Source organism: Arthrobacter sp. B055-34 (genome assembly GCF_059090425.1).
Map to the genome: position 1 here is coordinate 356,010 of NZ_JBNHFQ010000001.1, position 25,858 is coordinate 381,867.

24 protein-coding genes are annotated in these 25,858 nt (G+C 63.5%); 19 read left to right on the forward strand and 5 right to left on the reverse strand.

Annotated elements, in window-relative coordinates:
• Complete coding sequence (locus AC5RWO_RS01535) at positions 1–1,041, reverse strand: LacI family DNA-binding transcriptional regulator (protein ID WP_498728848.1); 1,041 nt, start codon at positions 1,039–1,041, stop codon at positions 1–3.
• Positions 1,042–1,281: 240 nt separating this feature from the next.
• Here AC5RWO_RS01535 and uxaC point away from each other — a divergent pair, with 240 nt between their 5' ends.
• The 5 genes from uxaC to AC5RWO_RS01560 are packed head-to-tail and all read left to right on the forward strand — an operon-like array spanning position 1,282 to position 7,147.
• The gene (gene uxaC / locus AC5RWO_RS01540; protein ID WP_498728850.1) at positions 1,282–2,706 is read left to right on the forward strand and encodes a glucuronate isomerase; all 1,425 of its coding nucleotides are present in this window, start codon (positions 1,282–1,284) and stop codon (positions 2,704–2,706) included.
• A 40-nt stretch (positions 2,707–2,746) separates the two neighbouring features.
• Positions 2,747–3,973: a D-mannonate dehydratase ManD gene (gene manD / locus AC5RWO_RS01545; RefSeq protein WP_498728852.1), complete on the forward strand. Its 1,227-nt coding sequence runs from the start codon at positions 2,747–2,749 to the stop codon at positions 3,971–3,973.
• A complete protein-coding gene (locus AC5RWO_RS01550) occupies positions 3,970–5,514 on the forward strand; it encodes a UxaA family hydrolase (RefSeq protein ID WP_498728854.1) in 1,545 nt (514 codons plus the stop codon). Before manD ends, AC5RWO_RS01550 begins: the two co-directional genes overlap by 4 nt.
• Complete coding sequence (locus tag AC5RWO_RS01555) at positions 5,511–6,182, forward strand: bifunctional 4-hydroxy-2-oxoglutarate aldolase/2-dehydro-3-deoxy-phosphogluconate aldolase (RefSeq protein ID WP_498728856.1); 672 nt, start codon at positions 5,511–5,513, stop codon at positions 6,180–6,182. The genes AC5RWO_RS01550 and AC5RWO_RS01555 overlap by 4 nt, the downstream gene beginning before the upstream one ends.
• Entirely contained in the window at positions 6,179–7,147 is a 969-nt protein-coding gene (locus AC5RWO_RS01560; protein WP_498728857.1) for a sugar kinase, read from the forward strand. The genes AC5RWO_RS01555 and AC5RWO_RS01560 overlap by 4 nt, the downstream gene beginning before the upstream one ends.
• Before the next feature lie 111 nt (positions 7,148–7,258).
• Here the strand turns inward: AC5RWO_RS01560 and AC5RWO_RS01565 are convergent, their stop codons facing one another.
• Entirely contained in the window at positions 7,259–7,555 is a 297-nt protein-coding gene (locus AC5RWO_RS01565; protein ID WP_139006189.1) for a hypothetical protein, read from the reverse strand.
• A 343-nt stretch (positions 7,556–7,898) separates the two neighbouring features.
• Here AC5RWO_RS01565 and AC5RWO_RS01570 point away from each other — a divergent pair, with 343 nt between their 5' ends.
• The 3 genes from AC5RWO_RS01570 to AC5RWO_RS01580 all read left to right on the forward strand — a co-directional run bounded on the left by AC5RWO_RS01570 (position 7,899) and on the right by AC5RWO_RS01580 (position 11,540).
• Positions 7,899–8,513 carry a TetR/AcrR family transcriptional regulator C-terminal domain-containing protein gene (locus tag AC5RWO_RS01570; RefSeq protein WP_498728859.1) on the forward strand — a complete coding sequence of 205 codons (615 nt, stop codon included), beginning with the start codon at positions 7,899–7,901 and terminating at the stop codon, positions 8,511–8,513.
• A gap of 109 nt (positions 8,514–8,622) precedes the next feature.
• A complete protein-coding gene (locus AC5RWO_RS01575) occupies positions 8,623–9,864 on the forward strand; it encodes an MFS transporter (protein ID WP_498728861.1) in 1,242 nt (413 codons plus the stop codon).
• A gap of 32 nt (positions 9,865–9,896) precedes the next feature.
• Positions 9,897–11,540 (forward strand): amidohydrolase, encoded by a 1,644-nt coding sequence (locus AC5RWO_RS01580; protein ID WP_498728863.1) that lies wholly within the window; start codon positions 9,897–9,899, stop codon positions 11,538–11,540.
• A 93-nt stretch (positions 11,541–11,633) separates the two neighbouring features.
• Here AC5RWO_RS01580 and AC5RWO_RS01585 read toward each other — a convergent pair whose 3' ends face one another.
• Together AC5RWO_RS01585 and AC5RWO_RS01590 are read right to left on the reverse strand one after the other, a co-directional pair.
• Positions 11,634–12,593 (reverse strand): 2-hydroxyacid dehydrogenase, encoded by a 960-nt coding sequence (locus AC5RWO_RS01585; RefSeq protein ID WP_498728865.1) that lies wholly within the window; start codon positions 12,591–12,593, stop codon positions 11,634–11,636.
• 51 nt (positions 12,594–12,644) lie between these two features.
• A complete protein-coding gene (locus tag AC5RWO_RS01590; protein WP_498728866.1) occupies positions 12,645–13,385 on the reverse strand; it encodes a GntR family transcriptional regulator in 741 nt (246 codons plus the stop codon).
• A 146-nt stretch (positions 13,386–13,531) separates the two neighbouring features.
• Between AC5RWO_RS01590 and AC5RWO_RS01595 the strand changes: the two genes are divergently transcribed.
• The 11 genes from AC5RWO_RS01595 (at position 13,532) to AC5RWO_RS01645 (ending at position 24,551) form a co-directional block, all read left to right on the forward strand.
• Positions 13,532–14,596, forward strand: a complete 1,065-nt coding sequence (locus AC5RWO_RS01595) for an Ldh family oxidoreductase (protein ID WP_498728868.1) — start codon at positions 13,532–13,534, stop codon at positions 14,594–14,596.
• Positions 14,597–14,644: 48 nt separating this feature from the next.
• Positions 14,645–15,709 (forward strand): sialic acid TRAP transporter substrate-binding protein SiaP, encoded by a 1,065-nt coding sequence (locus AC5RWO_RS01600; RefSeq protein WP_498728869.1) that lies wholly within the window; start codon positions 14,645–14,647, stop codon positions 15,707–15,709.
• On the forward strand, positions 15,706–16,257 hold the full coding sequence (locus AC5RWO_RS01605; protein ID WP_498728871.1) for a TRAP transporter small permease: 552 nt from the start codon (positions 15,706–15,708) through the stop codon (positions 16,255–16,257). The genes AC5RWO_RS01600 and AC5RWO_RS01605 overlap by 4 nt, the downstream gene beginning before the upstream one ends.
• Positions 16,258–16,267: 10 nt before the next feature.
• Positions 16,268–17,548, forward strand: a complete 1,281-nt coding sequence (locus AC5RWO_RS01610) for a TRAP transporter large permease (RefSeq protein WP_498728873.1) — start codon at positions 16,268–16,270, stop codon at positions 17,546–17,548.
• A 23-nt stretch (positions 17,549–17,571) separates the two neighbouring features.
• Entirely contained in the window at positions 17,572–18,900 is a 1,329-nt protein-coding gene (locus AC5RWO_RS01615; RefSeq protein ID WP_498728874.1) for an enolase C-terminal domain-like protein, read from the forward strand.
• Positions 18,897–20,366 carry an aldehyde dehydrogenase (NADP(+)) gene (locus AC5RWO_RS01620; RefSeq protein ID WP_498728875.1) on the forward strand — a complete coding sequence of 490 codons (1,470 nt, stop codon included), beginning with the start codon at positions 18,897–18,899 and terminating at the stop codon, positions 20,364–20,366. Before AC5RWO_RS01615 ends, AC5RWO_RS01620 begins: the two co-directional genes overlap by 4 nt.
• Before the next feature lies 1 nt (position 20,367).
• Entirely contained in the window at positions 20,368–21,564 is a 1,197-nt protein-coding gene (locus AC5RWO_RS01625; protein WP_498728877.1) for a fumarylacetoacetate hydrolase family protein, read from the forward strand.
• Positions 21,561–22,421, forward strand: a complete 861-nt coding sequence (locus AC5RWO_RS01630) for a fumarylacetoacetate hydrolase family protein (RefSeq protein WP_498728878.1) — start codon at positions 21,561–21,563, stop codon at positions 22,419–22,421. The genes AC5RWO_RS01625 and AC5RWO_RS01630 overlap by 4 nt, the downstream gene beginning before the upstream one ends.
• Before the next feature lie 26 nt (positions 22,422–22,447).
• Positions 22,448–23,203: an SDR family NAD(P)-dependent oxidoreductase gene (locus AC5RWO_RS01635; protein WP_498728880.1), complete on the forward strand. Its 756-nt coding sequence runs from the start codon at positions 22,448–22,450 to the stop codon at positions 23,201–23,203.
• Positions 23,204–23,275: 72 nt separating this feature from the next.
• Positions 23,276–23,554, forward strand: a complete 279-nt coding sequence (locus tag AC5RWO_RS01640; RefSeq protein ID WP_498728882.1) for a PfkB family carbohydrate kinase — start codon at positions 23,276–23,278, stop codon at positions 23,552–23,554.
• 355 nt (positions 23,555–23,909) lie between these two features.
• Positions 23,910–24,551: a hypothetical protein gene (locus AC5RWO_RS01645; RefSeq protein ID WP_498728883.1), complete on the forward strand. Its 642-nt coding sequence runs from the start codon at positions 23,910–23,912 to the stop codon at positions 24,549–24,551.
• A 1-nt stretch (position 24,552) separates the two neighbouring features.
• Here AC5RWO_RS01645 and AC5RWO_RS01650 read toward each other — a convergent pair whose 3' ends face one another.
• Positions 24,553–25,800, reverse strand: a complete 1,248-nt coding sequence (locus tag AC5RWO_RS01650; protein ID WP_498728885.1) for a cytochrome P450 family protein — start codon at positions 25,798–25,800, stop codon at positions 24,553–24,555.
• Between the last annotated feature and the right edge of the window lie 58 nt (positions 25,801–25,858).

Genomic DNA, 25,858 nt, shown 5'->3' on the forward strand with positions numbered 1-25,858 from the left:
CTATCCTTCCGTGTCGCCCTGCATCGGCGCTGGACGATTGTTGAATCCGGATGATGGGGGTGTTGCGGTTGACTGACGCACTACTAGGTCGACTGGCAGGTATTCGGAGTGATCCGGGCCCGCGGTCTGCGACAGTTTGTCGATAAGCAGATCAACGGCCGTGTGTCCGAATTTGCGGAGCGGCGCCCGCACGGTCGTAAGGGTGGGGTTGACGAGCATCCCTGCTTCAATGCCGTCGATGCCGACAACGGAGATATCCCTCGGTACCTCGATCCCTCGGTTTCCCAGACGGGAAATGATTCCCAGGGCGACCAGATCGTTGTACGCGAGGACCGCCGTTACCCCGCTAGCCACGACGAGGTCTGCAGCAGAGCGGCCTCCGCCGAAGACAGGGGCAAAGGCCCCGATGGAAGTGACGTCCAGACCCGACAGTTTCGGGACGACGCTTTCAATTCCTTTTCTACGCTGCTTGTCCGAATAGGAACCGGAAGGCCCGCCCACATAGCCAACATGTCGATGTCCCAAAGCGTAGAGATGCTCCAGTGCCTGGCGCACCACATCGCTGTCATCGGCTGAAATGCTGGTCAGCCCTTCCAGATTACGATTGACGACGACGGCAGGGGTCTCCTGCGCGGCTTCCGTCAGATCCGCATCGGACATACGTGGCGAGCATAGGATGAGTCCGTCTACCTGAGCGGCCAGCCTGCGCACCAGATCCAGCTCCGTCCGAGCATCTTCGTCCGAATCTGCAACGAAAACGGCGTAGCCCTGGGTTAGGGCACGGGCTTGCACGCCCTTCGTGACGGAAGCGAAGTAGGGATTTTCCAAATCCGGAACTACCAGGCCGAAGTTTCCAGTCCGTTTGGGCTGAGCTCCCCTGACCAAGGTTGTGGTGTTATACCCGAGCAGTTCCGCAACCTCAAGAATGCGCGTACGTGTATGCGCCGCTACCAGATCTGGCGAGGAAAGCGCCCTTGAGACTGTCGCAGCCGAGACTTTGGCCTCTCTTGCCACGTCCCGCACTGTCACAGATCCTGCCATGGTTGCTCCGCCTCACTTCACTGTTGATGCCTTGATTGGATGCCACACTGTGCGGTCCATCACATCCTGTAATGATTTCATGAAACTGTCAATAGCAATTTCACCAGTGATTCATTTCTACTTCCATCAGGCATTTCCATCCCACGAGAACCCTTGTTTTGTGGGGTAATTTGGTGAATAGTTGACCGCAGCGCCGTTTCATTCTTGTTTCATTTTGTTTCAAAGGAGAGGCAGTTTCGCATGAATAACTCCATTTCCGAGCTCGATCCAGACCGGGCCCTACCCGCCGACCAAATGATCCGGCCACTGGCCAGAGAAATCTATGCACAGGTGGCGAATCTCCCCATCGTCTCCATGCATGGGCATGTGGAGGCGGAGGTATTCCTGAGCAATGAGCCGTTTGGAACCCCGACTGAAATGCTGGTCATTCCGGATCACTACTTGGTTCGAATGCTGGTTTCGCAAGGACTGACGCATGCGGAACTGGGCGTAGCACGTCAGGACGGCTCACCAGTCGAGCAGGACGCGCGCGCCATCTGGCGACGCTTCTGTGAGAACTGGAAACTTTTCCGCGGAACTCCCACCCGATTCTGGCTTGAGCACGAGCTTGCCGTTGTCTTCGGCACCTCCCTTCGGCCTTCGGTGGAGAACGCCGATGCTCTCTTCGACGCGCTCTCCGCGGCTCTGGAAACAGAGGCTTTCCGTCCCCGCGCCTTCCTGGACCGATTCAACGTCGAAATCCTAGCCACTACGGACTCGGCACTCTCTGACCTGACAGCCCATCACAAATTGCGCGAATTGACCGGACCGGACCGGATTGTTCCTACGTTCCGTCCGGATTCGCTGCTGCACGTGAACCATGCAGCTTGGAGAAAGGAAATCGGACAACTCTCGGATGTCTCAGGCATCGAAGTCGGCGATTATCGTTCCTTCCTCGCCGCACTGCGCCAGCGCCGGGACGCTTTCCTTGCCGCCGGTGCCCGCGCCACCGACCATGGACACCTGTCTGCCGACACGTCGCCCCTATCTGTGGCTGAGGCCAACCGGATCTTCGCGGCGGCGCTGCGCGGTGAGGCGACGACCGAGGAAGCAGAGGCTTTCTCCGGCAACATGCTCTTTGAAATGGCCCGGATGTCGGTGGAAGACGGTCTGGTCATGCAGCTTCATCCCGGAGTGTTGCGCAACCACTGCGACGCCGTCCAGGACGTGTACGGCGCGGACAAAGGCTTCGACATGCCGGTCAAGGTGGAGTTCACCCGGTCGCTGCGGCCAATGTTGAACAGCTTCGGGATGAACAAGGACTTCCGGTTCATCGCCTTCACGACCGACGAGACCGTATACTCCCGCGAGCTGGCACCGCTGGCCGGCGCTTACCCGGCCATGAAGCTCGGCGCCCCGTGGTGGTTCCTGGACAGCCCCGAGCAGATGCGCCGCTTCCGTGAATCCGCCATAGAAACAGCGGGCTTCTACAACACGAGCGGCTTCGTCGACGACACTCGCGCCCTCGCCTCCATCCCGGCCCGGCATGACTTGGCCCGTCGCATCGACTCTGGATATCTGGGCAGGCTCGTCGCCGAAGGCAGACTTTCCCTAGCCGAGGCAGTGGAGACCGCCGTCGACCTGACCTACAACCTGCCGCTGCAGTCCTACGCCCCTCGCAGCTGAACGACAGTCAACCACCAGCTGCGCCACTGAAGGAGAACCCATGGCCATCAGGTCAGTCGAAGTACTCATCACCAGTCCGGGACGGAATTTCGTCACGCTTCGCGTCACCACAGAGGACGGCGCCGTCGGCCTCGGTGACGCCACCGTCAACGGGCGCGAGCTCTCCGTAGCCGCCTACTTGAAAGAGCACGTTGCTCCGCTCCTTATAGGCCGTGACGAAACCCGGATCGAAGATACGTGGCAGTACCTTTACCGCAGCGCATACTGGCGCCGCGGACCTATCACCATGGCGGCCATCGCCGCTGTCGATATCGCTCTGTGGGATATCAAGGCCAAGACGGCGGGCATGCCGCTGTACCAGCTCCTCGGTGGGGCCTCCCGGGTGGGCTGCCTGGCCTACGGGCATGCCTCGGGCAGCGATGCAGCAGCCCTGTTCGTTTCCATCAGAAACCACTTGGAACAGGGATTCAAAGCCATCCGCATCCAAACGGGCGTGCCGAGTCTGGGACAAATCTACGGCGTAGCCACGGACCAACAGCCGGGCCAGCGCTATGACTATGAACCAGCCAAACGGCTGCCGCTGCCGGCAGAGGAAGTCTGGGATACGCGGGCCTACCTCCGTCATCTGCCCACGGTTTTCGAAGCCGTCCGAGAAGAATTCGGGCCGGAACTGACCCTCCTACACGACGGCCACCACCGGATGACGCCTAACCAGGCTGCCTCACTTGGCAAAGCGCTTGAGCCCTACGACCTCTTCTGGCTCGAAGACTGCACTCCAGGCGAAAACCAGGAGGGCCTGCGCCGTGTCCGGTCCCAGACAACTACACCGCTGGCCATAGGCGAAGTGTTCAACACCGTCTACGATTACCAGACGCTGATCACCGAGCAACTTATCGACTACGTCCGCTCAGCGGTCACACATACCGGCGGCATTACCGCACTGCGTAAGCTCATGGATTTTGCCGCGATCTATCAGATCAAGTCCGGCTTCCACGGCCCCACTGACATCTCCCCCGTCGGCCAGGCCGCCCAACTGCATCTTGGCTTGGCCATTCACAACTTCGGCATCCAGGAGTACATGAAGCACTCGGAGGAAACACTGAGCGTTTTCCGGACCAGTTATACCTTTGACAACGGGCTGTTGCATCCGGGAGACAAGCCCGGCCTCGGCGTGGATTACGACGACGACTTGGCGGCAACATTTGAATACACCCCGGCGTATCTGCCGGTGAATCGGCTCTTGGACGGGACGGTGCATGACTGGTGACCTCCTCATCTGCCCTCCCCCTGGCCACCGCTGTCCTCCAGCTCTCCGGGAAGGATGACGTCGCCGTAGCCGTCCGCGACCTGCCTGCTGGAACCGAGCTGGAGACGGGCACAGCCGAAACGTTGACGGTGCTCTCCGATGTACCCCGTGGGCATAAGATCGCCCTGACAGAAATCAATGCCGGCTCCCCCATCCACAAGTACGGCCAATCTATCGGGCAAGCCCTGACGGCAATTCGGCCAGGCGAGCACGTGCATACCCACAATCTCGGTATGGGCGAGGTGGCTCACCGCTATGAATTCGGCACCGCCAGGATCCCGCAGCCGTCCCCGATTGGACCGCGCCCGGTGTTCCAGGGCTACCGCCGCTCCAACGGCAAGACCGGAACGCGCAATTACATCGGCATCATCACCTCGGTAAACTGTTCGGCCAGCACTGCGCGAATGGTAGCTGACCAATTCCGCGGTTCCGTGCTGGACGACTACCCGAATGTTGATGGAGTGGTGGCACTCACGCATGGAAGCGGCTGTGGGATGGTCCTCGGCAGCGACGGGGCCGAGGTACTGACCCGCACTCTGCGTGGTTACTCCCATCACCCTAATTTCGCAGGACTCCTTGTCCTCGGACTGGGATGCGAAATGCTACAGACCGAGCGCTTCATGGATGACGGCGTCTCTGCACAGCTGGTTGAACGTCTGACAATCCAGGAGTCCGGCGGCGTGCGCGCAACTGTTCGGGCTGCCGTCGAAAAGATCCTGGCGATGCTGCCGACAATCAACGAAATCGGGCGGGAACCTGTTGACGCCTCCGAACTGGTGCTCGGGCTCAACTGCGGCGGCTCTGACGGTTACTCCGGCATCACCGCCAACCCAGCCCTCGGCATCGCCTCGGATCTGCTCGTTTCATACGGCGGCACGTCGGTTCTAGCCGAAACTCCGGAAGTATTCGGAGCCGAACACCTGCTGACGAAGCGTGCCGTATCGGACAAGGTCGGCCAACGACTGCTGGATCGAATTCGTTGGTGGCAGGACTATGCGAGCGCCGGTGGAGGAAGTTTGGATAATAACCCATCACCGGGCAACAAGGCCGGCGGCCTGACCACCATTCTGGAGAAGTCGCTGGGCGCCGTGGCAAAAGCCGGCCAGTCGGAATTGGCAGGTGTGTACGAGTACGCCGAGCCGATTGTGGACCGCGGGTTGGTTTTCATGGACACTCCGGGATACGACCCCGTGTCCGTCACCGGTTTGGTAGCCGGGGGTGCAAATGTCGTCTGCTTCACCACGGGACGCGGGTCAGTGTTCGGCTGCAAGCCGGTACCCAGCATTAAGCTGGCGACCAATTCGGAGCTCTACCGGCGCATGCCGGAAGACATGGACATCAACTGCGGAACGATCGTCGACGGCGAGGCAACGGTCCAAGAGGTCGGCGAGCTCATATTTCAGCGCATCCTCGCCGTTGCATCCGGCGAGCAGACCGTCAGCGAAGAACTGGATTTGGGACAGGAAGAATTTGTGCCGTGGCAACTAGGAGCAGTGACGTGACGGTTGAACAGGCCAAGCGCGCCTCCCCCAGCGCGATCCTCCGGCAGAATCCGGTGATCGCTGTGCTGCGCGCCCGCCACGCAAGCGAGTATGCACCGGTCATTGCCAGCCTTGCCAAGGGAGGCGTTCGATCCATCGAGCTCACGCTTAGTACCGCGGGCGTGTTCGAGGAGCTTCCTTCCCTTCTCCGTTCCTTCGGGACCGACATTGAGATAGGCGTGGGAACTGTTACCTGCATTGACCAGGCCGAAGCGGCGCTTGACGCCGGTGCCCAGTTCCTTGTCACCCCGGTCATGGACACCGAAGTGGTTCGCTGCGGCACTTCCCACGGAGTCCCTGTCTTCCCCGGCGGCCTCACTCCCACAGAGTTGCTCGCAGGGTGGCGTGCCGGAGCAACGGCGGTGAAGATCTTCCCCGCATCAACGGTCGGACCGGGCTATGTTTCGCAGCTGCGCGGGCCGTTCCCGGACATCCAGGTAGTGCCGTCCGGCGGCGTCGATATTGAGGACGCACCCGCATGGATACAGGCGGGCGCCCTCGCTGTTAGCCTCGGCGGCCCATTACTCGGTGACGCGCTGAAGGGCGGGGACCTGGCCGCCCTTACGGAGCGTGCCCGACGCGTTTCCGGATTAGTGGCGGATGCCTTGGCCGAACGGACAGGTAAATGATTCAGCACGGAATGACCAAAGACCTCGACGTTGTCACGCTTGGGGAGACAATGGCGCTTTTCAAGGCCGAGACGCCCGGCCCTCTCGCCCACGCCGGCGCGGTGAGCATGGGGATGGGCGGCGCTGAAAGCAACGTCGCCATCGCATTGCGGCGGCTCGAAACATCCGCTGCCTGGGTAGGACGATTGGGCGCGGATAGCCTAGGAGACCTCGTCCTGCGTGAGCTCCTGGCCGAGGGTGTCGAAGTGACCGCCGTCCGTGACGACGCCGCATCCACCGGGCTTATGGTGAAGGAACGACGCACGGCAGAATCGATCAAGGTCTGGTATTACCGATCAGGTAGCGCCGGCTCGCGGCTCAATCCGGTTGATGTACCCGAAGGCCTCATCGCCCGGGCCCGTCTGCTCCATCTGACCGGCATCACCCCGGCCCTCTCCAAGACGGCCGCAGCGGCCGTGGATCAAGCTGTCGACGCGGCGAAGGCAGCCGGAACCTTGGTCTCCTTCGACCTTAACTACCGCGCCGCGCTATGGTCTCGGGGGACAGCAGGACCTGTCTATCGCAATCTGATCTCAAGGGCCGATGTGGTCTTCGCTGGTGACGACGAGGCTGCCATTGCCGTCGGCGGCAAAGCAAGCCCGTTGGAACTGGCCAAGCGCCTTGCTGATCTGGGGCCGTCCCAGTCAGTCATCAAGCTCGGAGCGGATGGCTGCGTTGCCCTTATAGACGGAACGGAATACCAGCAGGCTGCCATCCCTGTAAGAACCGTCGATACAGTCGGCGCGGGAGACGCCTTCGTAGCCGGCTATCTCTCGGAGCTGCTCCGCGGGGAGCCAGTAGAGCAACGTCTGCTCACCGCAGTCCGTACCGGGGCTTTCGCTTGCTTGGTACCAGGAGATTGGGAGGGAATGCCTCGCCGTGCCGAGCTTGCGCTGCTGGAAGCCGCTGAACCCGTTTCTAGATGATTCGATTTTTTGACCCTCTCGAAAGCGTCCTTACGCTGACCGGAGCTGTTCCGATTCAATAACGACGTCGGTGCCCGGCTTCCGCCGGGCACCGCCTCCGTCTCTGCCCACCTACATCAGCAGGTTGTGCAGCGGTATCTCCGTGGCTTCCGGCATGGTGGTGAACCCGCCCTCCACTCCCTTCTGCAGCAAGGGCATCAGAGTGCTGTCACGGAAGGACTCCCAGCTCTCCTTCGACTCGTGGACGGCGATGACCCTCCAGCCGCCGTCGGACGGTCCCGCGGCGTGGAAGATCTGCCCCGGCGGCCGCTGGCCCTCACCCGGATGGGCCGCGGCCACCGATGCCTCGTACTGGTCCTTGGTGCCACCGGGAAAGAAATGCACGATTGCGTAGGCCGACGTTTCCATGAGTGCCTCCTTCAATTGTTGGAATGAACCAATGGTGGCCCTGCAGCGCCGGGCAGACAATAGGTTTTCCGCCAGACCACGACCCCCACATCATTGCCAGTCATGGCTAGGACTAAAGTCCCTAGTAATCCGCGGTGCTGAATCGTTATCCTGATCGTGACGCATCAACAAACCACGGCTTCGTTGGGGAGGCCGTGGTTTATTGATGAAGGTTGGGGGAATCCGTGTGGGGCCTGGCGTGTTGGGGAACAACAGGCTCCACACGCCCCTTGCGCAGTAAGGCCATCGGCATTCTGGCATTCACGTTAGATTGATAGGACCATCGCTGCGCAAGGAGTTCTTCATGGCCCGCCCCCGTTCCCCGCTCTTGTCGGTCGACGCCATCGTTGATACGGCACTGGAACTAGTGGACGAGGAAGGGGACTTCAGCTTTCCCAAGGTCGCGCGGCGCCTGGGCGTGAGCCAGTCTGCGTTGTACAACCACATTGATAACCGGGAGCACATCATTGAGTTGATGCGTGGAAAGACGTTTTCCCGTGTTGTAGGAGTGGATCTTGACCATATGTCCTGGGAGGACGCGCTGCGGACGCTGGTGCGCAACTACCGCGACTGCCTACTCCCCCACCCCCGACTGGTCCCGATGTTGATTACCCAGACGGTGCAGGATCTGGGCGTGATCGCATCCTACGAAGACATGGCCCAGGTGCTGGGACGAGCGGGCGTACCCAACGAGGAGGTCGTTCCCGCCATTAACACGATCGACTATCTGGCATTGGGATCGGCTCTTGAGCTCACCGCGCCGGAAGTAGTCTGGAATCTGCCACCGGGACGCTTCCCTGCGTTCACCCAGGCGATCTCCAATCTAGGCACCCCCGAGGAACGCGCGGAGGCAGCGTTCGTCTTCGGGCTGGATCTCCTCATCGCCGGCGTGCGTGAGAAGGCGTTGAAAATTTTCTGAAAGCCTTTCACTAACCTCTTGAAATCCGAGAAGTGTGCCCACATAATAATGAAAGCCTTTCATTTAGTGATATGGCTCCCACATCTTCTCCCACCGATGGAGGACAGCTATGTCCAACGACTCCTCAACTACGCATTCGACACGCGTACCGCTGACTGCCACCCGCGCAGTTTCAATTTTCGGCATCAGCGTGGTCGGATTCATGACCGCGAACCTGGTCCCGATCATGCTCGTAGCCCTCATCGAGGAGCTCGCATTCTCAGCAACAGCCGCCGGCACGCTGCTGACTGGTTCCCTGCTGGCCTGTGCAGCCATCTGCCTCCTGACGTCGCGTTGGGCATCCCTCGACGGACGTTATGTCATCGCACGGAGCGGACTCGCATTATCGGCTTTAGGTTTCGGTGCCGCAGCCTTCATCCCCTCCGCTCCGGTGGTCATCGCAGGCGTGCTCCTCGGCGGCTTGGGAAGTGGCGGCGCTGTTTCCGCAAGTGGAGCCGCTTTGGGTGCCTTACGCAATCCTGACCGGGCTTCGGGCATCAGCGGATTCGCCAACCGGGCGTTGGTCTCCGTGGTCCTCTTCGCCATACCGGCACTGGGCGCCGGAATGGGCAGCGCCTTCGGCCTGCTGGCCGGCCTGGCCCTGGCCGCGCTCTTCACCACAGGATGGCTTCCGGATCGCCCCGCCGTCAAATCCCCCGCTGTTGTAGCAGCAGCAACCACCTCGCCCGCGGCGTCGCAGCGCAAGACAACTATCGCGGGCCTTGGCCTGCTGGCTTGCTTCGCTCTCTGGGCACTGAGCGAAGATTCGCTGTGGGCCGTGGCGGCCACGATGGGTGCCGAACAGGCACGGCTCGACGAAACGGGAATGGGCCTGGTGTTGAGCCTGTCAACGCTCGGCGGGTTGATCGCTTCCGCCCTGGTCGGAGTGGCCGGCGGACGCTTGGGCCGGACCGTTCCCCTTGCCGTCGCCCTGATAGCCGGCGGCGCCCTGAAATTCGTTTCCGGCATGGTTACCGATCCCGGCTGGTACATGGTGGTCATCATCGCGTGGAACACCATCTACATGCTCTCCTTCATCTACGTCGTCGCTACTGCGGCAGCTCTCGACGCGACGGGCCGCTGGTCGGCACCGGTTCTCGGCGTCTACCTCATAGGTTCCTCGTTCGCCCCCGTCTTCGGCACCTCCATTTCAACAGCCGCCGGCTATACCACCCTGGGAATGGTATTGGCAGGCATGACCTTCGTCCTGCTGGTTCCCTTCCTCATCATCTCCAGGTTCTCCGTGCGCGCTGAAGCCGCCCAGGGCGCAACCACCCCCGAAACAAACCTCAACCAGGCAGCGATTGCCTGATGTCCCATACCCACCAGTTAGGAAGCTTCCCTATGCGCACGCTCTACGCCAACGGCACCGTCTTTACCGCGGATGGAGGCAATGCCGAAGCTTTCGTCGTCGAAGGTTCCCGCTTCGCGTACGTCGGCGATGAGGCCGGCGCCCGTGAGTTTGCCGGAGTAGAGGGTGACGAGGTCGATCTCGAAGGCGGCTTTGCCCTCCCGGGTTTCATCGACGCGCACACCCACCTGCTGATGACGGGACAGGCCCTGCAAAAGGTCGCCCTGCGCGACGCGGCGAACCTGGCCGAGCTGCAGGATCGCCTGCGCCAGGCCGTCCTGGATTCCCCGGAAGCGCCGCGCATCCTCGGCGCCGGCTGGCTCTACAGCACCCTTGCCGGCCACGCACCCACCAAGGGATTGCTTGATGCCGCCGTTCCGGACCGTCCGGTCTACCTGGACGCGAATGATCTGCACTCGATGTGGCTCAACAGCGCGGCCTTGAAAGAACTGGGGATAGATGACTCGACGCCGGATCCGATCGGCGGCCGGATAGGACGGGACCCCGTCACCGGTGCGGCGGACGGCATGCTGTACGAAACGGCTGCCCAGCAGATTGCTTGGCCTGTTCTGGCCCGGATGGCCTCCGATGCGGACCGGGACTCGCAGTTAGAGGAAGCGTTCAGGAACTACCTTGCCTCCGGCGTGACCAGCGCAGTGGACATGGCGGTGCAAGAGGACGATCTGGCCGCATTTCAACGCGCTCAGCAGCGACACGGCGGCCGCTTGCCGTTGCGCGTCAAGGGACACTGGCTGGTCTCGCGCCGGGAGTCCACGGACCAGAATCTCGCCCAGGTTGCCGAGGCTGTGCGCCTGGCTGAGGAGGTTTCGGGCGACTGGCTGCGCATGTGCGGGATCAAGATCGTGGTGGACGGCGTCATCGACAGCTGCACCGCGGCCATGAAGGAGCCGTACAGCGACGGCAGCACCTGCGAGCCCATCTGGGACCGGACATCCCTGACTCCCGTCGTGGTCGCCGCCGACGCCGCCGGGCTGCAAATCGCCCTGCACGCCATCGGCGACGAGGCGTCCGACATCGCGCTGGATGCCCTCGAGGAGGCCTACCGGATCAACGGTCCCCGCGACCGCCGGCACCGGATCGAGCACTTGGAAGCGGTGACCGAGGCCAATGTCCGCCGGCTGGCCCGCCTGGGCGTGGTCGCCTCCATGCAACCGGTCCATGCCGACCCGTCGATCCAGGAGAACTGGCAGGCCATGCTGGGCGACCACCGGACGGAGCGGGCCTATCCGTGGACCGAGTTCACGGATGCCGGCGCCACCCTGGCCTTGAGCAGCGACGCTCCCACGGCCCCACACCACCCGCTGCCCAACATGTACGTAGCCGCGACGCGACGCTCCGCTTTGGACCCTGCCCTGCCGGCCAACCTGCCCGGCTACGCCCTGGACCTGGCCGACGCCCTGTGCCATGCCACCCGCGACGCGGCCTACTCCTGCCGGTCGGAGAACAAGGAAGGCCGCATCGCCGTCGGCCATTTCGCCGATTTCACCGTTCTCGATACCAACCCGCTCGCCGCTGAGCCTGCCGAGCTCCTGACCAACCGCGTCCGCCTCACCGTCGTTGGAGGACGCGTCGCCTACCGCGCCGCCACCGACGAGCTTGTGTCGGGGATGAAGTGATTCTGGTTCTCGCGACGGACTAAGTACGACGACGGGTGGTTGCGTTGCGCAGCCACCCGTCGAGTCGCTCTGAAAACCCCAAGACCACGGGCGTCAAGACCAGGCTGTGCCCCGCTGGACCAGGTTTTCCGGTTCGGTCCCGGCACTGAGCGCGGCGAGCTGGCGCTTGAGCAGCCGCACTATGCGCGGAAAGAACGCGGAGGTGTTGCCACCGATGTGCGGCGTGATGAGGGCGTTGTCTGCCCGCCATAGCGGATGGTCAGCCGGAATCGGTTCGGGATCGAAGACGTCGATGGCGCAGCTGATCCGTCCGGATACCACCTCCGCAGTCAGTGCCTCGGAGTCAACGACGGCGCCACGGGCGACATTCACCACCAGCGCACCGTCGGGCAATGCCGCCAATACCTCCCGGCCAATCAAGCCCCGCGTCGCCTCAGTCAGCGGCGTAATGACGATAAGCACGTCGGCATTCCGTGCGAGCTCGACCAGCTCCTCCGTGCCATGGACATGTCCTTCACTGTCCTCGCGGGCCTTCGAGCCAACGCGGGTCAATTCCACTTCAAAAGGCGCCAGCCGCCTTGAGATCTCGGCCCCGATGCCGCCTACTCCGACGAGGAGGACACGCCGGTCCGCCAAGGAGAGCCGACGCTCGTGCCGCCACCGGCCCTCGAGCTGGTCCTGTGCTGCCTTGCCGATGCCTCGCAGCGAGGCAAGCGTAAGGCCGACGGCCAGCTCAGCCGTCGCCGCCGCGTGAACGCCGGCGGCGCTGGCAACCGCTACGTCTTCGCCGACAGCCTCCCGGACGCCGTCGATCCCGGTGGTCTGCGCCTGCACGAGCTTCACGTTCCCAGCCTTGTCCAGCTCCCCCAGCACCGCCCCGGCATTCAAGTACGGGAGGACTACGGCATCGAGGTCCGCCAGGCCCGCCCCCTCTGGGTCACCTTCAAAGTCCCAGACCACGCCGCGCATGCCGCTGGGCAGCGGCTGCGCCGAATTCAACAGATCTTGGTCGGGAAAACTGATCGTTTTGATATCGCTCGTCGTCGGGCTCATGGTTGTCCTCCCATGGTTGGTTGAATGGAATCTTGCGGCCGAACGGCGTGCTTACCGGTCGCCCTTGGACGGGACATGCGTCAATGCCGAAGCGGCCGACCTGAGTTCCTGTGGCCCGGCACCGTCTTCGAAGGCCTTGGCAAAACGCATGTAAGCGCTCGTGAGGTGCTGCTGCATCGCTTCCTCCGCTCGGCCCGGATCGCAGTCCCGGATGGCCTGCCAGACCTGGCGATGTTCTTCCAAGGTGATAGCTCCGCCGATGTCCGCCGGGTAAAGGCGGAAAATGTGCAGGTGGCAGTGTGTCTGGCTGTAGGCATTTGCCACCACCTTATTGTGCGTGGCGGAGAGGATGAGGTCATGAAACCTCGTGTCGTGACTGACCAGTTCCTGCCGGATGTCGTCCTTCGATTCGGTCTGCTCGCGGAACCCGTCCAGCTCCCGTTCGAGGCGGCGGGCGGGGTTTTCGAGCCGGTCCACGGCGGCTGAGCGGGCCGCCCACGGTTCAACCAGCAGGCGGAATTCAAACAAGTCCCGCAACGCTTTCAGGTCCAGCAGCGGCGTGGTGCTGTAGCCGCGGCCCGACGTAGCCACCACCAGATTGTCGCCCTGGAGTCGATGTAGCGCCTCGCGGACAGGTGTGGGCGAGACACCCAACTGCCGAGATACCGCGTCGATATTGACCCGGGTCCCGGGTGGAATCCGGTTTTCCAGGATCTGCGCGCGCAGCTCCTCATAGACCTCCCCGGTCGACAACTTTGTCCTGCTCTGCTCCGGCGACTCTGCCACATGCATCCCTTTCATCCCCTAGCAGGTTATCCCTGCCCGCTCCTTTTGCCCGAGCGGCTCATTTCGATCCTTTTGGAAGGATCACTTGCATTGTGCGATAAATCATATAGGGTTTTCATCGATCCTATATGAAGAGTAACGAGGAACACACTTTGAAACTTCAGAGCTACTCACCTTACGACCTCATCCGATTCGCCTCCAAGGCCTTGCAAGCCGTCGGGGTACCTGTTGCGGATGCGGACCTCACCGGCGAGTCCCTGGTCGAAGCAGACCGACGCGGCATCAACTCGCACGGCCTGCTGCGACTGCCGCTTTACGTAGCGGCCATCGAGGAGGGCGGCATCAACCCGCGTCCGCAGCCGCGGTGGCTAAGGGATACCGGCTCCGCTGCCCTGCTCGACGCCGACGGCGCCTTGGGACAAGTCGCGATGCGGGCCGCCACGGACTACGCGGCGACCCACGCCTCCGAACGCGGCATCGCTGCCGTAGCGGTCCAGAACAGCAGCCACTACGGCGCCGGCATTTTCTGGACCGACCGCATGGCTGCCCGTGGCCTGATTGCCATTTTGACGTCCACCACCGGACCCACCGTGGCGCCTTACGGGGGTGTCGCCAAGGTGTTCGGAACCAATCCCTTGACCATCGCCGCTCCCAGCGCCGGCGACCACCCCTTGACCGCAGACATGGCGACCAGCACCGGTGCCTACGGAAAAGTCATTGCCGCAAAGAACGAGGGAACCAGCATTCCCGAAGGCTGGGCTGTAGACGCCCAGGGCATCCCGACCACCGATCCGGTCGAGGCGATGGCGGGAGCGCTGATACCGTTCGGCGGCCACAAGGGCTCCGCTGTGTCCGCCCTGCTCGAAGCGATCGCGGCCTCCCTCGGCTCCGGAACCTTCGCCCATGAAACCGAGGACATCTGGTCCAACCCCGGATCACGGATGAACACGGGCCACCTGCTGATCGCCCTGGACACAGAGGCATTCGCAGGCCGGCAGCACACCGAGGACCGAGTGTCCCGGCTGCAGGAGCGGATACGCGAGTCAGGTGTCAGCGGTGCAACGGTCCATGCACCGGGCGACATCGAGTATGCCAGGGGAAACCGGAACAGCGAGACGGTGGCGCTCACTGCCTCCACCACCCGCCTGCTCAACGAGTTGGCCGAAAAACTCAACGTTGCCCAGGCCGCCCAAGCAGCCGAAGAACCCGCCCACTAGCTAGACCCAAACTACGACAGAGTTCACAAACCGTTCGAAGGAGAACCAATGATGTTGGATTCACAGCACACCGATTTCCGCAGTGCAGGCCGTGGCCACCGTGTTGCCAAGGCCCTGACCCTTTCCGTCACTGCGGCCGCAGCCGTGATGCTCGCTGGTTGCGGCGTGGGCGGCCCCGTAGAAGCGGGCGCCACCAATGCCGCCGGCGCCGACGGAGACCAGGTCCTGCGCCTGGCACACGTCTACGAGGCGGGGCACCCGGTCGAGAAATGCGGCGTCGCAACGCTCAAGGAAGAGCTGGAAGGCAGCGGCATCACGGTGGAGAGCTACCCGGCAGCCCAGCTCGGCAGCGAGGCCGAATCTCTCGAGCAAGTAGCCACCGGAGGCCTGGACATGGCCATCGCCGGCCCCTCCTTCCTGGGTGTCTGGCACGAACCGGCGGCCGTCCTGGACGGCGCCTACCTCTTCGAGGACGTCGACCACTTCGTGGAAACCATCGAAGGACCCGAGATGCAGAAGGTCTACGACGACATGAACGCGGAGACCGGCATCAAGGTCCTCTCGGGCTGGTACTACGGAACGCGCCACGTCACCTCGAACAAGGAAATCCACGGCCCCGAGGATATGCAGGGCATCAAGATCCGCACACCGGATGCGCCGCTTTACCTGACAAACACCAAGATCATGGGCGGCACGGCCACCCCGATGGCCCTCGACGAGGTCTACCTCGCCCTGCAGCAGGGCGTCATCGACGCACAGGAGAACCCGATCCCCACGATCGCCTCGGCCAAGCTCAACGAGGTCCAGGACTACATCAACCTCACCGGCCACATGATCCAGGGCATCAATATCGTAACGGGGTCTGCCCTCTACGACTCGCTGCCCGAGGACCAGAAGACAGCACTCGATTCGGCCATGGACGCTGCCTCGGACAAGGTCCGTGAATGCGTCGAGACCGAGGAGAAGGAGACCCTCGAAGAGTGGAAGAAGGGCGACGGCATCAAGGTCAACGAGGATGTCGACCGCGAGGTCTTCGCGGAGCGCGCCCGCCAGATGCTGCCGGGCGAAGTTTCCTGGGGCGACCTCTACAAGCAGATCCAGGATGCTAAATGATTCCCGAACACCCCGACGAGCCTGACTTCCTTGAGTCCAAGAGTCCTGTCCTGCGAAGCCTTGTGAACGTCGAGCGGCTGGCAGCAGCTGGCCTACTGAGCCTCACGCTCGTCCTGGTACTGGTGCAGGTTGTCAGCCGGTATGTCTTCTCAAGTCCGTTGTCCTGGACCGAGGAGCTGGCCCGCTTTGCACTGGTGTGGCTGACGTTCATTTCGGCCGGATTCGTCATGGCGAGACGCCTGCACGTCACCGTCGACCTTCTTGCGGCCAAACTCAACAAGCGGGCGGCAGTGCTGATGGATTCCTTCGCCATGCTGGTGGTCCTGGTCGTCTCGGCGGCGATGACCATCGCCGGGACCCAGTTCGCGATCTCCGCAGCGAAGCTGAACGCCCCTGCGACGGACATTCCGATGAGCGTGGTGTACACGGCCGCCGTCCTGGGATTCGCACTCATCTTCGTACATGGCCTGCTGAATACTTTGGTCAACCTGCGGCATCCGGAGGAAGTGCCGGAAGCCATGGACAATCTCGAAAAAGAATCCTTCTGAGGAAACCCATATGACATTGACCCTCATGCTCGTAGGCCTTCTGGTTCTCCTGGCCCTCCGAGTTCCCGTTGCGATAGCCCTGCTGGTGCCCTCGCTGATCTACGTCACGATGGACCCGACCGCGTCCCTGGGCATTGCAGTGCAGCAGACTACATCCGGCGTCAACAGTTTCGCCATCCTTGCCGTGCCCCTCTTCATCCTGCTCGGTAACGTCGCGAACGTTTCCGGCGTCTCGGACCGGCTGTATACAACTGCCGTGGCCTACTTGGGCCACATCCGCGGCAGTCTCGGCTATGTAAACATCGCCACTAGCTTTGGCTTCTCGTGGATGAGCGGTGCCGCAATTGCTGACGCCGCTGCCATGGGCAAGATCCAGGTCCCCGCTATGAAGCAGCGCGGGTACAAGGAGGAATTCAGCCTCGGCATCACCGGTGCGTCCTCTTTGATCGCCCCGATGATCCCCCCAAGCATTCCGGCCATCATCTACGCGGTGACGGCCGGGGTATCCGTCGGAGCCCTGTTCATGGCCGGCATCATTCCGGCCCTGGTACTGATCCTCTGCCTGACGTTCATGGTCTGGTGGCTGACCCGCACCGAGCACCACCTCACCCTGCCCAAGGCTTCCTGGGGCGAACGCGGGCGTTCCCTGCTGGCAGCCCTTCCGGCCTTCGGCGCCGGCGTGGTCATCCTCGGCGGCATCCTCAGCGGAATCTTCACGCCCACGGAGGCCTCCGGAATCGGCGTTCTCTACATCTTCATCCTTGCCCTCATCTACGGATCATTGACGTGGCGCAAAACCTATCGGATCCTCTTAGGCTCCGTCGAAACGTCGGGTTCAGTCCTCCTGATTGTCGCCGCGGCGGCGTTGTTCGGCTGGGTACTCGCCCGTGAACAGGCTCCCCAGCTCGCAGCGGACTTCATCCTGAACTTCACCAACCATCCGATTGTCTTCCTGATCCTGGTCAACCTACTGCTGCTGGTTATCGGCTGTGTATTGGAGCCGACGGCCGCCATCCTGATCCTGGTACCGGTGCTTGGACCGGTCGCCGAGACCTTTGGCCTTAGCCCGATCCATTTCGGCGTCGTCGTGATCTTCAACCTGCTGATCGGTTTGTTGACGCCGCCCGTCGGATTGGTGCTGTTTGTCCTGTCCAGCGTCACCAACATCCCGGTCCCCAAGGTCATCAAGGGCGTGCTGCCGTTCTTCGTGCCCATGCTGATCACCCTCTTTGTCATCACCTTCGTCCCGGCACTGAGCCTCTGGCTTCCTTCAGTGCTTGGCTTCGTCTAGACCCGCCCGAAAGGCCCTACAAAATGTCGAAAATCACCTCCGTCCGCACCGAAGACATTCGGTTCCCCACCTCGCTTGACCTCGACGGATCGGACGCCGTCAACGTAGACCCGGATTACTCCGCCGCCTACGTCAGCATCAACACCGACGACGAATCCGGCCACGGCTTCGTCTTCACCTGCGGCCGCGGAAACGAGATCGTCACCGCGGCCATCGAGTCCTATGGCCAGCTGCTGGTCGGCCGGGACCTGGACGAGCTCGTAAGCGATCTGGGCGAGGCGTCGCGCCGGCTCATCCACGACTCCCAGCTCCGCTGGCTCGGCCCAGAGAAGGGCGTGTCCCACATGGCCGCCGGCGCCCTGGTCAACGCGCTCTGGGACATCCGCGCCAAGCGCGAGCAGAAGCCGCTGTGGCTGCTCCTGAGCGAAATGCCCGCAGAGGAGATCGTCAACGCCGTCGACTTCACGCACATCCGCAATGCCCTCACTCCCCGCGACGCACTCGAGATCCTGCGACGAGCAGAAGCCGGCAAGGCCGAGCGGATCGCCGAGCTGCAGCGTTCCGGCTACCCCGCCTACACCACGACGCCGGGCTGGCTCGGTTACAGCGACGAGAAGCTGGTGCGCCTGAGCAAGGAAGCCGTCGCGGACGGGTTCGGCATGATCAAGCTCAAGGTCGGCGGGGACCTGAACGAGGACCGCCGCCGCATGAAGTTGGCCCGCGAAGCCGTGGGCGAGAACGTGAAGATCTCCATCGACGCCAACCAGCGCTGGGAAGTCCAGGAGGCTATCGACTGGGTCAACGAGCTCGCCGAGTTCAACCCGTGGTGGATTGAAGAGCCCACCAGCACGGACGAGATCCTGGGCCACGCCGCGATCCGCAAGGGCGTCTCCCCAGTCAAGGTCGCCACCGGCGAGGCTGTTGCCAGCCGCATCATCTTCAAGCAGCTGCTCCAGGCCGGCGCCATCGACGTCATGCAGATCGACTCGACCCGTGTGGCCGGCGTCAACGAGAACATCGCCAACCTGCTGCTGGCCGCCCGCTTCGAGACTCCCGTCTGCCCCCATGCCGGGGGCGTGGGCCTCTGCGAACTGGTGCAGCACTTCTCCTTCTTCGATTACGCGGCCATCAGCGGCACCATGGAGAACCGAATGATCGAATTCGTCGACCATCTGCACGAGCACTTCATCGAACCGGTCCATGTGGAAGGCGGCCGCTACCTGGCGCCGCAGAAGCCGGGCACCGGCGCTGAGATGCTGCAGGACTCCCGCGACAAGTGGACTTTCCCCGGAGGCCAGGGCTGGCAACAGGTCGGCGACCGGGCAGCGGTAACCGGGAGCAGCAACCGATGACAACCACCTCAGCAGAACAGGCCGCTGCACAGATCGAGGCGGCCCACGCCGCCTACCAGCGGTCCCGGGATGAAACCCCGCAGACCCGCGCCGCCTGGCTCGAAGCCCTTGCGGCCGGGCTGGAGCAGCACGCCGACGAGCTCGTGGAGATCGCCGGGCGCGAGACGCACCTGGCCGAGGGCCGGCTCCGGTTCGAGCTCAAGCGCTCCGTCTTCCAGTTGCGCCTCTTCGGTGACGAGGTCAGCCGCGGCGAAAACCTGGACGCCACCATCGACCACGCAGATCCTGAGTGGGGCATGGGCCCCCGCCCTGACATCCGCAAGGTCAATGTACCCCTCGGCGTCGTCGGCGTCTTCGGCGCGTCCAACTTCCCGTTTGCCTTCAGCGTGATGGGCGGCGACAGCGCCTCGGCACTGGCGGCAGGCTGCGCCGTCGTGCATAAAATCCACGGCGGGCACACGGAACTGGGCCTGCGCACGGGGGAAATCGCCACCGAGGCGCTGGCCACAGCGGGTGCACCCGCCGGCCTCTTCTCCACCGTCACCGGCCGGGAGGCCGCCGAGGCCCTCGTGGACCACCCATTGGTGATGGCCATTGGCTTCACCGGCTCCACCGCCGGCGGCCGCGCGTTGTTCAACCGCGCGGCAAGCAGGCCCGTGCCCATCCCCTTCTATGGCGAACTCGGCAGCATCAACCCCGTGTTCGTGACCGAAGCAGCGTGGAACCTGCGCCGGGATGAAATCCTCGCAGGTTACGCTGGCTCGTTCACCATGGGCATGGGACAGTTCTGCACCAAGCCCGGTCTGCTATTCGCGCCCGCGGAAAATGAGGAGGACATCGCGCAGATCCTCGGCCGCGAACTGGCGGGCAAGCCCACCGCTCCCCTGCTCAGCCCCCGGCTCCGGGAAGGCTTCGACGAGGCCCTGGCCGGCGTCCGGGACACCGAGGGCGTGGAAGTGCTCATCGCAGGAAACGACGACGACGCCCCGGCCCCAACGGTACTTGCCACCACGGCGGACGCGGTCCGCCAGCGGCCCGAGCTCCTCGAGCAGGAGATGTTCGGGCCGGCCACCCTGGTGATCACCTACAAGCCCGGGACAGATCTGGCCGAGCTGGCCTCGCTCGTTCAAGGCCAGCTCACCGCCACGGTTCAGGCTCAGCCGGAGGAAGACCTCAACGACCTGCTGACGGTGCTGCGGGAGAAGAGCGGCCGTGTCCTCTGGAACGCTTGGCCCACGGGCGTTACCGTGACCTACGCGCAGCAGCACGGCGGCCCCTATCCGGCAACCACTGCACCGAACACCACTTCGGTGGGAACCGCGGCGATCCGCCGGTTCATGCGTCCGGTGGCCTACGACTCCTTCCCGTCCGCTCAGCTGCCCCTTGCACTGCGGGACGAGAACCCGTGGGGCATCGGCCGCCGCGTGGACGGCCGCTGGGAGCACCCCGTCGAAGGAGGCAACTGACATGGAGACTTTCCCCCTACAGGACATCCTGCCCTCGGATGCGGGCAATGCCCAGCTGGTCGGCCGGGTCTGGGACCCGGAAACCGGCGGCCCCCGCGTCGTCGCGGTCAAGGGCCACGACATCTACGACATCACGGACAGCGCACGCACCGTCGCGGACCTGATGGAACATGAGGACCCCGCCGAGCTCGTGGCCGCCGCCCTCGACCGCCCGCGCTGGACCCTGGCCGAACTGGTCGATGCCTCGTGGGCCAAGGAGACGCGCCTGCCTCACGTTCTCGCGCCGGTGGACCTGCAGGTCATCAAGGCCTGCGGCGTTACTTTCGTGGAAAGCATGGTCGAGCGGGTCATCGAGGAACGCTGCAGCGGCGACTTCAACAAGGCCGCCGAGGTCCGGGAGCTGGTGGGCAAAGCCCTGGGTGGCAGCATCTCCTCGCTGCGCCCCGGTTCGGACGCCGCGAAGCAGGCCAAGGAGGTGCTGATCCGGGAGGGGATGTGGTCCCAGTACCTGGAGGTGGGCATCGGCCCGGACCCCGAGGTCTTCACCAAGGCACCCGTCCTCTCGGCAGTTGGCTTCGGCACGGACATTGGGCTGCCCACGTTCTCGTCCTGGAACAACCCGGAACCGGAACTGGTACTCGTGGTCGATTCGGCCGGACGAGTCCGCGGCGCCACGCTGGGCAACGACGTAAACCTCCGCGATGTCGAGGGACGCAGCGCTCTCCTGCTCGGCAAGGCAAAGGACAACAACGCCTCCGCCGCCCTGGGCCCGTTCATCCGCCTCTTCGACCAGGACTTCACCCTGGACACCCTGCGCCAGGAGGAGATCACGCTTCAGGTGCGGGGCCGGGACGGCTACACGCTCGAGGGCCGCAACAACGTCGCCAAGATCAGCCGCCCCTTCGAGGAACTTGTCGATGCCACTCACGGCAGCCATCACCAGTACCCGGACGGCTTTGTCCTCTTCACCGGCACGCTGTTCGCGCCCACCCAGGACCGGGACACCACCGGGCAGGGGTTCACGCACAAGCCTGGCGACATCGTCAGCATCCGCAGTGAGCACCTCGGCTCGCTGGTCAACCGCACCGGCGTCACCGAGGAGCTTCCTCCGTGGACCTTCGGCATCCGCGCCCTGATCGAATACCTGCAGAGCCCGGCGGCCGTCGGCGCTCCCCAAGAAGCTGGAAGGAACGCATGAAACTCGTACGCTATGGCGCACCTGGTAGTGAAAAGCCCGCCGTGTTGCATCTAAACGGAGACGGCACGGAGCACGCCTATGACCTCTCGGCCCTCACCGAGGACATCACGGGTGGCTTCCTGGCCGCCGGTGGACTGGACACTGTGAGGAAGGCCTTTGACGCTGGGGAACTGCCGCCCATCGAGCTGGACGGCGAGCGTCTCGGCGCCCCGGTCGCCCGCCCGTCAGCCATCATCTGCGTCGGCATGAACTATGCCGAGCATGCGGCGGAGTCCGGGTCGGCCCCGCCCACCGTGCCGATCATCTTCTTCAAGACCCCCAACACGGTCGCGGGCCCGGATGACGAGGCATACATTCCCCGCAACAGCACCAAGACCGACTGGGAGGTTGAGCTCGGGGTCGTTATCGGAAAGCGCGCAAGCTACCTGGACTCCCCCGAGCAGGCAGCTGAACACATCGCCGGCTATCTGACCGCCAACGACCTGTCCGAGCGCACCTTCCAGATCGAGGACTCCGGCGGGCAGTGGTCCAAGGGCAAATGCGCCCCCGGTTTCTCGCCCCTCGGCCCCTGGCTGGTGCCCGCCTCGGACGTCGATGCCAACAACCTGCGCCTGCGCAGCTGGGTAAACGGGGAACCCCGCCAGGACTCCACCACTGCCGACATGATTTTCCCGGTTGACTTTCTGGTGCACCACCTCAGCCAGTACCTGACCATGGAGCCGGGCGACATAATTCTGACGGGTACGCCTCAAGGGGTCGCGCTCTCCGGAAAGTACCCGTACCTCAAGGCCGGCGACGTAGTCGAAATCGAGATCGAAGGACTAGGCCGCCAACGCCAGGTCTTCGCCCAGGCTTAGGCAGCAAACAACAAGCAAGGAGCGGTATGAGCAAGGATATGGAAGGACTGGCGGCCATTGTTACCGGCGGTGCTTCGGGCATCGGCGCGGCTACCGCGGACCGGCTTGCGGACCTCGGCGCACGGGTTGCTGTGCTGGATCTGGCCCCTGAGGCGGCCAGCGGTCGGCACTTCGCCGTGCCTTGCGATGTCTCCGACGACGCCTCCGTAAAGTCCGCGGTCCAGGCCGTTGTTGACCGTTACGGGAGGTTGGACGTGGTGGTCAATAATGCCGGGATCGGCGCCCAGGGAACCATCGAGGACAACGACGACGACGAATGGCACCGCGTCTTCGACATCAACGTTGTCGGCATGGTGCGCATCAGCCGCGCTGCGCTGCCCCACCTGCGGAAGTCGCCCGCCGCGGCCATCGTCAACACCTGTTCCATCGCGGCCACAGCAGGGCTGCCCGCCCGCGTATTGTATGGCGCGTCGAAGGGAGCAGTGCTGTCGATGACCATGGCGATGGCGGCGGATCATCTGCGCGAAGGCATCCGGGTCAACTGCGTCAATCCGGGTACAGCCGACACACCGTGGGTGGGGCGGTTGCTGGAGAAGGCCGAAGATCCGGAGGCCGAGCGGTCCGCCCTCGAGGCTCGGCAGCCGCACGGCAGGCTGGTCCAGCCCGATGAAGTGGCCGCCGCGGTGGCGTATCTGGCCTCCCCCGCAGCCGGGTCCACCACGGGAACGGCCCTGGCGGTGGACGGCGGCATGCAGGCATTGAGGCTGCGGCCTGCCGGATAAGAAGTCGGCGAAGAACTGGCCCTCGGGCAGGAAGCATTTGTAGCATGACAATTAGGAGCAGCGACGTGACCATTGAGCAGAGCACCAACCGCATTGGAACTGGCCAAGCGTCTTGCCGATCTGGGGCCGTCCCAAGCGGTCATCAAACTCGGTGCGGATGACTACGCTCGTGTAGACGGAGCTGAGTACCAACAGGCTGCGATCCCCATTAGAGCAGTTGATACGGCCGGCGCCGGAGACGCCTTCGGAGCCGGTTATCTCTCGGAACTGCTCCGCGGGAAGGCTATGGAGCAGCGTCTGCTCACCGCAGTCCGCACCGGCGCTTTCGCTTGCCTGGTTCCGAGAGATTAGGAGGCGCATGCCTCGCCGTTCGGAGCTTGCCCTGCTGGATGCCGCTGAACCCGTTTCTAGATGACGTGGAACCGTCGGCCCCTCGGCACTCCCACGGCCTCGGCGGCAGACTAAGTACGACGGCGGGTGGTTACCGTTGCGGCCATCAGCAGAATCGATTCGGGCACGCGAGAAGCCGGATCCGGACCTCGGCCATGGCCTATTTTATCGCCGAGGCGTCACGACCACATCAAGAATTCCAGTGCGAATCACGACTGCATAACTGTCCTTGTGGGCCCGATTCGGGCGTGCCTACTCTGGAATTCAGGGACGTACAGCAGGGCTGTGGGGCCCTTGACCCGCAGGAGGAATTGCCATGAAAGCAGAAACCGCAGGGGCAGGCCACTACGAAAGCGGCCGGGACCATCCGGCTCGGCAAACCAGGCTTGGCGGGGTGAAAATCGGCTCCGCTTTCTTCGGTTGGATGACAGCCACGGGCATTTTCGTCCTGCTGGCCGGACTCGCTGCTGGAATCGGGGCCCTCTTCGGCGTCGCCGGCAGCGCCGACCCGAGCACCATTGCCGAGCAAGCGGGACAAGACTTGATGAGCGTCAGCATTGTCGGGGCGGTGATCCTCGCGGCCATCATCTTCCTCGCCTACTTTTCGGGCGGCTACGTGGCGGGCCGCATGGCGCGTTACGACGGAGCCAAGCAAGGCGTCGCCGTCTGGCTTTGGGCCGTCGTCGTGGCGGGAATCATCGCCGCGCTCGGAACTGTGACCGGCACGGTGTCCGGAGCGCCACTGGACGTCCCGGCCCTCCTTGCCAGCTTCCCCGGAGTTCCGCTCAACGAGGGCACAATGACAACCGGCGGAATCGTGGTGCTCATCGGCATCGGACTGCTGTCGCTGGTGGCTGCCGTCCTGGGCGGCAAGGCCGGCATGCACTATCACCGCAAGGTCGATCAGACCGAGGCGAGCGGCTATGCAGATTGGAACGCCGACGGCAGCGGCGCCTGACCTACCCGAACCGGACCGGCAGCGTTTGGTAGCGCGTCCACAACGGCAGCGGTTCAAGTGTGAGCTCGGAGCGGTCGACGGCCAGCCGCAGGTTGGGATTACGTTCAAACAGGATGCCCAGCGCCACCCGGGTCTCCAAGCGGGCCAGGTTCGCCCCGAGGCAGTAGTGCACCCCGTGGCCGAACGCGAGGTGGTTGTTGGGCCGGCGATCAATATCGAAGCGATCCGGGTCCTCGAACACTTCCGGGTCGCGGTTGGCCGCCTGCGTCAGCGGCACGGCTGAAGCCCCGGCTGGAATAGTGGTGCCGTGCAAAACCACGTCGGTGACCGCGGTGACCGGCTCGGTTCCCCCGACCGGACTGTTGTAGCGCAGGACTTCGTCGACGGCGCCACGCCAGAGTTCGTCGTCGTTGGTCGCGGAGCGCAGCCGCCCAAGCTCATCCGGGTGGTCAAGCAGTGTGACGACGGCGTTGGCGATCAGGTTGTAGGTGGTCTCGTATCCCGCGGTGATCAGCAGGAACGCCATGGCCACCAGCTCATGCTCGTCGAGCCGATCGCCTTCTTCTTCGGCATGGATCAGACCGGTCAGGATGTCCTCACCAGGCTCGGTCCGCTTATGTTCGATCAGCTCACGGACCAGTTCGGTCATCTCGTTGACTTCCCGGACCCAACTGTCCTTGCCGTAGTCGAACCCACCGGCGATCAGTGCCTGCGCGCCCTTTTGGAAGCGGTTCTGGTCGACGTGCGGAACCCCCATCATCTCGTTGATGACGGTGGAAGGGATGGGCAGCGCGAACTGCTCGCGCAGATCTGCGGTCCCATCCTGTTCGAGCCGGTCAAGCAGGCCGTGGGCCAGCTCGGCCACCCGCTCACCGATCCGAGCAATCGCCCTCGGCGTGAAGGGCTTCACCACGAGCATACGCAGCCTCCGGTGAGCCGGATCGTCCATCATGATCATGCTGTAGGTGGTCAGCAGCTTCATCGGCTCCCGCGCCGCCTCCGGGAACTGCTCCAGGAATCCCGGGCCTTGCCCGCCCGGCGACCGCTGGAACCGCTCGTCGGTGAGCAGTGCCCGGCAGTCCGCGTATCGGGAGACCATCCACAGATCATGGTCGCTCAGATACGCCAATCGTCCGCGGTAAACAGGGGCGTTTTCCCGCAGCCACGCGTAGTGGGCATAGGGGTCGGCCAAGAACTCCGGGCTCCCCACCGTGATCGGATGTCTGACTACGTCTTGAGGAGTTGCCATGGTGGCTCCCGGAAAATCGCTTGGAAGGCGTCTGCTGGTTGGGTATCACCATTGTGGC

Coding starts and splice junctions, on each gene's coding strand:
- AC5RWO_RS01535 (WP_498728848.1), bottom strand. CDS start 1,041: ATGGCAGGATCTGTGACAGTGCGGGACGTGGCAAGAGAGGCCAAAGTC.
- uxaC (WP_498728850.1), top strand. CDS start 1,282: ATGAATAACTCCATTTCCGAGCTCGATCCAGACCGGGCCCTACCCGCC.
- manD (WP_498728852.1), top strand. CDS start 2,747: ATGGCCATCAGGTCAGTCGAAGTACTCATCACCAGTCCGGGACGGAAT.
- AC5RWO_RS01560 (WP_498728857.1), top strand. CDS start 6,179: ATGATTCAGCACGGAATGACCAAAGACCTCGACGTTGTCACGCTTGGG.
- AC5RWO_RS01565 (WP_139006189.1), bottom strand. CDS start 7,555: ATGGAAACGTCGGCCTACGCAATCGTGCATTTCTTTCCCGGTGGCACC.
- AC5RWO_RS01570 (WP_498728859.1), top strand. CDS start 7,899: ATGGCCCGCCCCCGTTCCCCGCTCTTGTCGGTCGACGCCATCGTTGAT.
- AC5RWO_RS01575 (WP_498728861.1), top strand. CDS start 8,623: ATGTCCAACGACTCCTCAACTACGCATTCGACACGCGTACCGCTGACT.
- AC5RWO_RS01580 (WP_498728863.1), top strand. CDS start 9,897: ATGCGCACGCTCTACGCCAACGGCACCGTCTTTACCGCGGATGGAGGC.
- AC5RWO_RS01585 (WP_498728865.1), bottom strand. CDS start 12,593: ATGAGCCCGACGACGAGCGATATCAAAACGATCAGTTTTCCCGACCAA.
- AC5RWO_RS01590 (WP_498728866.1), bottom strand. CDS start 13,385: ATGCATGTGGCAGAGTCGCCGGAGCAGAGCAGGACAAAGTTGTCGACC.
- AC5RWO_RS01600 (WP_498728869.1), top strand. CDS start 14,645: ATGATGTTGGATTCACAGCACACCGATTTCCGCAGTGCAGGCCGTGGC.
- AC5RWO_RS01605 (WP_498728871.1), top strand. CDS start 15,706: ATGATTCCCGAACACCCCGACGAGCCTGACTTCCTTGAGTCCAAGAGT.
- AC5RWO_RS01610 (WP_498728873.1), top strand. CDS start 16,268: ATGACATTGACCCTCATGCTCGTAGGCCTTCTGGTTCTCCTGGCCCTC.
- AC5RWO_RS01615 (WP_498728874.1), top strand. CDS start 17,572: ATGTCGAAAATCACCTCCGTCCGCACCGAAGACATTCGGTTCCCCACC.
- AC5RWO_RS01620 (WP_498728875.1), top strand. CDS start 18,897: ATGACAACCACCTCAGCAGAACAGGCCGCTGCACAGATCGAGGCGGCC.
- AC5RWO_RS01625 (WP_498728877.1), top strand. CDS start 20,368: ATGGAGACTTTCCCCCTACAGGACATCCTGCCCTCGGATGCGGGCAAT.
- AC5RWO_RS01630 (WP_498728878.1), top strand. CDS start 21,561: ATGAAACTCGTACGCTATGGCGCACCTGGTAGTGAAAAGCCCGCCGTG.
- AC5RWO_RS01635 (WP_498728880.1), top strand. CDS start 22,448: ATGAGCAAGGATATGGAAGGACTGGCGGCCATTGTTACCGGCGGTGCT.
- AC5RWO_RS01645 (WP_498728883.1), top strand. CDS start 23,910: ATGAAAGCAGAAACCGCAGGGGCAGGCCACTACGAAAGCGGCCGGGAC.
- AC5RWO_RS01650 (WP_498728885.1), bottom strand. CDS start 25,800: ATGGCAACTCCTCAAGACGTAGTCAGACATCCGATCACGGTGGGGAGC.